The following is a 6,434-nucleotide window of genomic DNA, read 5'->3' as shown; positions in this document are numbered from 1 at the left end:
AGTACGCCGCAGCTTCTCGGCTCAAATTCAGACGTCTCTGGAATACTGGATCGCCCGCCTACGCGGGCGATGACAGAGAGTATGGGGCAGGCCCCTCCCTACTTCTTCACCTTGCTCGCATCCATCTTGATGCTCGGATCCAGCATCCTGGTCGTGAACGCCGTCGTCACCTCGAACGGCTTCTCCATGCCGAGATAGGTCTGCACCAGTTCGTAGTCTTTCTTCATCCGCTCGCCGTCGATCCAGCCGAGCGCCTTCGTCGTCGTGAACTCGTCGGTCATCAGGAACTTGATGCGTTCCCACTGGCGCTCCTGGTTCTCCTTGTCGAGACCGGAGACCTGATCGAGCAGTGCTTTCAGGCACGGCGTGACGTCGGCGACGCAGGCCGCGAAGGCCTTCTGCGTGACGCGCACGAACGCCTCGACCACCTTCGGATTCTTCTGGAGATAGGCGCCGTTGACGATCAGCGAATTGCCGTAGGGATTGAGCCCGATGTCCTTCCAGTTGACGTAGCCGAGATCGGGCCCGAACTCGATCACCTTCAGATCATGCTCGTTGTAGAAGTCGCTGATGATGTCGACGGTGTGGCTCTTCAGCGCCGCGATCTTCGCGGTCGGCCCGACATTGACGAAGCCGACGGAGTCGGGCGCAAGGCCTGCGGCCTTGGCGAAGGCCGGCCACATCACGCGCGAGGCATCGCCTGGCGGATTGCCGATCTTGTGCCCGGCGAAATCCTTCACCCCGTTCACGCCATAACTCTTCAGCCAGTAGAAGGTCTGGCCGGTATTGGCGTAGACGCTCATCACCGCAACGGCGTCGGCGCCCTTGCTCTTGGCCACCAGCATGGTGGCGAGATCGGCGACGCCGAACGGCGAACCGCCGGAGCCGACCTTGGCGGCGGAGACACCGGAGCCCTTGCCGGTCTCGATCGTCAGATCGATCCCGGCCTTCTCGTACCAGCCTTGCGCCTTGGCGTAATAATACGGCGAGTGATCGGCCGTCGGCGTCCAGTTCAGGATCAGATTGACCGCCTCGCCCGCGCTCGCGGGCGCCGCCGACACACCGAGCATCAGGGCCAACACCAGGGCAGAGCCCGCCGCCTGCAAATGCTTCATCGCACCTCTCCTCATTGCCGCGACCCCGGCTTGTCGCTCTCCCCATGTGAGGATACCAATGCAACAAGCCCGCCCTCAACTTGTCAACTGTTTGGTTGGAAATGCCCGCAAAACGATCTGGCGACACCGTGCCGCAGCGCCGCGATCCCGTCGCCACCCGCAACAAGCTGCTGACGGCGGCGCGCCTGGAATTCGCCCGGCACGGCTTTGCGGGGGCCCGCGTCGACGAGATCGCCGAGCGTGCCGGCGTCAACAAGCAGCTCGTCTATCACTATTTCGGCGACAAGGACGCGCTCTACCTCGCGGTGCTCGAATGGGTCTATGAGGACATCCGCGAGCAAGAGCGCAGGCTCAATCTCGAAGGCCTGCCGCCGGAAAGGGCGATCCGCAGACTGATCGAAGCCTCATTCGACCACCTGGCGGCAAACCCTGATTTCATCGTGCTCCTGAACGACGAGAACCGCGGCGGCGCCCGCCACGTCCGCGGCTCGAGGCGGCTGGAAGCGATGCATTCCCCGCTGGTGAGAAGCGTCTCCCACATCCTCAACGAAGGGGTGCGCGCGGGCGTGTTCCGCAAGGGGATCGATCCCGTCCAGCTCTATATCTCGATTGCGGGCCTCAGCTATTTCTTCTTCTCCAACACGCCGACGCTGTCGGCGATCTTCGGCAAGGACCTGTCGAGCCGCGCCCAGCGCCGCGCCCGCCGCAGGCACGTCGCCGATCTGGTGCTGCAGTCGCTCCGGCCATAATCAACCAACTGGTTGAAACTTCCCTGAAGGCCGGTTAGGCTCATCGCAGCGGCAGGTGACCGCGGCAACAGGGAGCAACCGGTGACAGGAGACGCGGCCCGCGCCTCGCGCAGCTTTGCGATCATCCTGATCGTGCACCTCGCCGTGCTCGTGCTCTGGCAGGTCACGGTCGATGCCTTCCACGTGCCGAAATTCATCCTGCCCTCGCCGCTTGCCACCGTGCAGACGTTGGGAACCGCAGGCTATGCCTGGGGCGGCAACACGCTGGTGACCGCCATCGAGATCCTCGGCGGCTTCGCACTCGGCGCTTTCGTCGGCGTCGCGCTCGCGGTGATCTTCAGCTGGGCGCCGTTGCTCAGCCTCGTGCTGCTGCCGCTGTTCGTGACACTGAACATGATCCCGAAGGTCGCGCTCGGCCCGCTCTTCATCGTCTGGTTCTCCTACGGCATCGTGCCGAACATCCTGATCGCCTTCAGCATCTGCTTCTTTCCGATCCTGCTCACCACCGCGCGCGGCCTGCGCGAGGTCGAGCCGGATCTGCTCGACCTCGTCAAATCGCTGCGCGGCTCGCGCTGGACGCTGTTCCGCAAGATCCAGCTGCCGGGATCGCTGCCTTACATCTTCTCCGGCATGAAGGTCGGCGCCATCCTTGCGGTCGCCGGCGCCATCGTCGGCGAGTTCATCGCCTCCGAGCGCGGGCTCGGCTACCTCATGATCCAGGTGCAGTCCTCGCTCGATACGCCGGCGATGGTGATGGCGGTCGTGCTGCTGACGCTGCTCGGGGTCGCTCTCTACGGCCTGGTGCTCACCCTCGAACGCATGTTCGTGGTCGGCGACGCCAGGCAGAACTAAGACCAAGGACCAAATCCATGCTGCTCACCCGTCAGACGCTGCCGAAGACCATTCCTGACATCGCTGCGCTCGACGAGCTCCTGTGCCGGCCGACGCAGGCGCTGATCGACGACCTCGCCAAGGTTGAGGGCGACATCATGATCCTCGGAGTCGCCGGCAAAATGGGGCCAACGCTGGCGGGGCTCGCGAAAGCCGCCGTGCCGGATCGCCGCATCATTGGCGTCGCGCGCTTCAGCGATGCCAGCGTCAAAGACTGGCTGCATGCGCGCGGCGTCGAGACCATCAATTGCGATCTGATGGACGAGAGCGCAATTCAAGCGCTGCCGAAGGCGCCCAACATCATCTTCATGGCCGGCCGCAAATTCGGCGCCGAGGGCGATCTGTCACTGACCTGGGCGATGAACGCGCATGTGCCGGCCCTGGTCGCGCAGGCCTTCCCCTCCTCCCGCATCGTGGCATTCTCGACCGGCTGCATCTATCCGTTCGTCCCCGTCGACGGCAAAGGCTCGACCGAGGACATGGCGCCGAACCCGCCCGGGGAATACGCCCAATCCTGCGTCGGCCGTGAGCGCATGTTCGAGTATTTTTCGCGCAAGTTCGGAACACCGGGCCGCCTGTTCCGGCTCAATTACGCCATCGACATGCGCTATGGCGTGCTGCACGACATCGCCACGAAAGTGCTCACGGGCACGCCGATCGACGTCAGCCTGGGCCACGTCAACTTCATCTGGCAGGGCGATGCGTCCTCCCAGGCGCTGCGCTGCCTTGCCCATTGCACGACGCCGACCTCGCCGATCAATGTCAGTGGCCACGAGATTTTGGCGGTGCGCGATCTCGCGCAAAAATTCGGCGCAAGGTTCGGCCGCGCGCCGGTGCTGACAGGCAAGGAAGAGCCGACGGCATGGCTGACCGACACGTCGAAGGCGGTCGAGCTGTTCGGCCTGCCCGTCGTCGACACCGAGCAGTTGATCGCCTGGACCGCGGACTGGGTCTCCCGCTCCATGCCGAGCCTCGGCAAGCCCACCAAATACGAGGTGCGCGATGGACGCTACTGACGGCCCGCCCATCATCAAGCTCGGCGTCGAGGACGCGATCGCCGGGCTAGCACTGTCGACGGAAGCGCACTGGAACCAGACCAAAGAGGACTGGCGCATCTTTCTGCGCGACGGCATCGTGTTCGGCATTCGCGACGGCGCGCGGCTGGTGGCGACCGCAGCACTGCTGCCCTATTCCGGCAACAACGCCTGGATCAGTATGGTGCTGGTGTCGGCAACACATCGCCGGCGCGGCCTTGCAACGCGCCTCGTCGATGCCTGCCTGGAAACGGCGCGCAGGAACGGTCTCACAAGCTGGCTCGATGCGACGCCCGACGGCGCCGCCGTCTACGGGCCGCTCGGGTTCACGCCGACCCTGCAATTGCGACGGCTGAAGCTGGTGAAATCCGCGCAGGCATCCGCGCCGGTGCCATCAGCCGCAACGCTCGAGGCGCTTTGTGCCCGCGACCGGCGCGCCACAGGGTTCGACCGGACCGCTCTACTGACCGCCTTTGCACAGCGCTCGGGGTCACGCATCGTCGCAGCAAACGGATGCATCGCGCTGGTCCGCGACGGCAGAACCGCGCGCCATATCGGTCCCTTGTTCGCTGATCATGCCGCCGAAGCGCTGGCTCTGGTTCACGCGATCGCGGGGTTCGAGGACCGGCCGCTCCTGCTCGACGCAGTCGCCTCGCAGGGCGCGTTCCTGGAGGGATTGACCGCCTCTGGCTGGACCATCGAGCGGCCGTTCCAGCGCATGCGGTTCGGCCCCGCCACCATCGCCGCCGAAGAAACGCCATTCGCCGTCGCCGGCCCTGAATTCGGATAGGACATCATGCACCACAGCCAGATCAACAGCGACATCCGCAAGCTGATCGCCGAGGGCACCGTGCTGCCGGCACATCCCCTCGCACTCACCGCTGAACGCCAGCTCGACAAGACGCATCAGCGCGCGCTGACGCGCTATTACATCGACGCAGGCTCAGGCGGCCTTGCCGTCGGCGTGCATACGACCCAGTTCGCGATCCGCGACGTCGGCCTCTACCGTCCTGTGCTCGAGCTCGCCGCCGAGACCGCCGCGAGCTGGACCAAGCGTCCATTGGCGATGGTCGCAGGCCTGGCCGGCCCAACCAGCCAGGCAACCGCTGAGGCCCGCACCGCGCGCGACATCGGCTATCACGCCGGCCTGCTCAGCCTCGCCGCGATGAGGAACGCCTCCGAGGACGAGATCATCGCGCATTGCACCGCCATCGCCGCCGAGATTCCGCTGGTCGGCTTCTACCTCCAGCCGGCCGTGGGCGGCGTCGTCCTGTCGAGCCGGTTCTGGCAACGCTTCGCCTCAATCGACAATGTCATCGCGATCAAGATCGCGCCGTTCAACCGCTACAGGACTCTCGACGTGCTCCGCGGCGTCGCGGCGGCCGGCGCGCTCGACCGCGTCGCGTTCTACACCGGCAATGACGATCACATCCTGCTCGACCTGATGCTGCCGTTCGACCTGCGCGACAACGGCGTCACCACGCGAACCTATTTCAAGGGCGGTCTGCTCGGCCATTGGTCGGTGTGGACCGCGAGCGCCATCAAACAGTTCGAGCGCTGCAAGGCCGCACGGCACAAGGACAGCGTGCCGGCCGACCTGCTCGCACTCGATGCCCGCGTCACCGACTGCAACAGCGCGTTCTTCGACGTCGCCAACAATTTTCACGGCTGCATCGCCGGTTGCCATGAGGTGCTGCGACGCCAGGGCCTGATGAAAGGGTTGTGGTGCCTCGATCCGGACGAGGGCCTCAGCCCCGGCCAGAAGCAGGAGATCGATCGTGTCTATCGCGAGCACGCCGATCTCAGCGACGATGCCTTCGTCGCCACCAACCTGAATAAATGGCTGGCATGACCGAAGAGCCCTTCATCAGCCTGCAAGGCGTCCGGAAAGTCTACCGCAGCGGCGGCGCCGAGTTTCTCGCCGTCTCCGACGTCACCATGGACGTGCAGGAAGGTGAGCTGGTCTCGCTGGTCGGCCCGTCCGGCTGCGGCAAGACCACGGTGATGAAGATTTTGGCCGGCCTGCACGGCGCCGACGGCGGCACCGTGAGAATAGGCAATGCCAAGAGCCCGTTCGATCCGACCCGCGACATCGGCATGGTGTTCCAGCAGGCGCTGCTGTTGAAGTGGCGCACCATCCTGGACAACGTGCTCTTGCCGGCCGAGATCGTCGGCCTGCCGATGAGGGCCGCGCGCGAACGGGCGCGCGATCTGCTCAATCTGGTCGGGCTTGCCGGCTACGAGCATAAATATCCGCAGCAGCTCTCCGGCGGCATGCAGCAGCGCACCGCGATCGCGCGCGCCTTCATCCACGATCCAAAGCTGATCCTGATGGACGAGCCGTTCGGCGCGCTGGATGCCTTGACGCGCGAGCAGATGAATCTGGAGATGCTGCGGATCTGGCGCGAGAGCGGCAAGACCATCATCTTCGTCACGCACTCGATCCAGGAAGCCGTCTTCCTGTCCTCGCATTGCGCCGTGCTGACGGCGGGACCCGCGAAGATGGCCGATTATTTTGCGATCGACCTGCCCTTCCCGCGTGATCTTCCGCTCAAGACCACGGATGCGTTCGGTGCGTATGCGCGAAGGATCTATGCGAAGCTGGGTCTGGGCGCGGCGTGAATTGCCGCCTCCTCGCTCAGCCC

Annotated in this window: 7 protein-coding genes; 6 read left to right on the top strand and 1 reads right to left on the bottom strand. The window is 64.9% G+C overall.

What is annotated here, in order from left to right; all coding sequences use genetic code 11:
• Positions 1 to 98: 98 nt before the first annotated feature.
• Entirely contained in the window at positions 99 to 1,115 is a 1,017-nt protein-coding gene (locus tag CWO91_RS40975) for an ABC transporter substrate-binding protein (protein ID WP_130220992.1), read from the bottom strand.
• Between the two features lie 101 nt (positions 1,116 to 1,216).
• On the opposite strand from CWO91_RS40975, the gene CWO91_RS40970 reads away from it, so the two are divergent.
• From CWO91_RS40970 to CWO91_RS40945, 6 genes are all read left to right on the top strand, one after another.
• Positions 1,217 to 1,864 (top strand): TetR/AcrR family transcriptional regulator, encoded by a 648-nt coding sequence (locus CWO91_RS40970; protein ID WP_130220991.1) that lies wholly within the window; start codon positions 1,217 to 1,219, stop codon positions 1,862 to 1,864.
• An 81-nt stretch (positions 1,865 to 1,945) separates the two neighbouring features.
• Entirely contained in the window at positions 1,946 to 2,716 is a 771-nt protein-coding gene (locus CWO91_RS40965) for an ABC transporter permease (RefSeq protein WP_130220990.1), read from the top strand.
• Positions 2,717 to 2,733: 17 nt separating this feature from the next.
• Positions 2,734 to 3,771 carry an NAD-dependent epimerase/dehydratase family protein gene (locus tag CWO91_RS40960; RefSeq protein ID WP_130220989.1) on the top strand — a complete coding sequence of 346 codons (1,038 nt, stop codon included), beginning with the start codon at positions 2,734 to 2,736 and terminating at the stop codon, positions 3,769 to 3,771.
• Positions 3,758 to 4,579, top strand: a complete 822-nt coding sequence (locus CWO91_RS40955) for a GNAT family N-acetyltransferase (RefSeq protein ID WP_130220988.1) — start codon at positions 3,758 to 3,760, stop codon at positions 4,577 to 4,579. Before CWO91_RS40960 ends, CWO91_RS40955 begins: the two co-directional genes overlap by 14 nt.
• 6 nt (positions 4,580 to 4,585) lie before the next feature.
• Entirely contained in the window at positions 4,586 to 5,641 is a 1,056-nt protein-coding gene (locus CWO91_RS40950; RefSeq protein WP_130220987.1) for a dihydrodipicolinate synthase family protein, read from the top strand.
• Positions 5,629 to 6,411 (top strand): ABC transporter ATP-binding protein, encoded by a 783-nt coding sequence (locus CWO91_RS40945; protein WP_130220986.1) that lies wholly within the window; start codon positions 5,629 to 5,631, stop codon positions 6,409 to 6,411. Before CWO91_RS40950 ends, CWO91_RS40945 begins: the two co-directional genes overlap by 13 nt.
• Positions 6,412 to 6,434: the final 23 nt, after the last annotated feature.

It is taken from the genome of Bradyrhizobium genosp. SA-3, assembly GCF_004212635.1.
Classification (GTDB): Bacteria; Pseudomonadota; Alphaproteobacteria; order Rhizobiales; family Xanthobacteraceae; genus Bradyrhizobium.
This window is presented reverse-complemented; position numbering and strand designations above follow the sequence as displayed.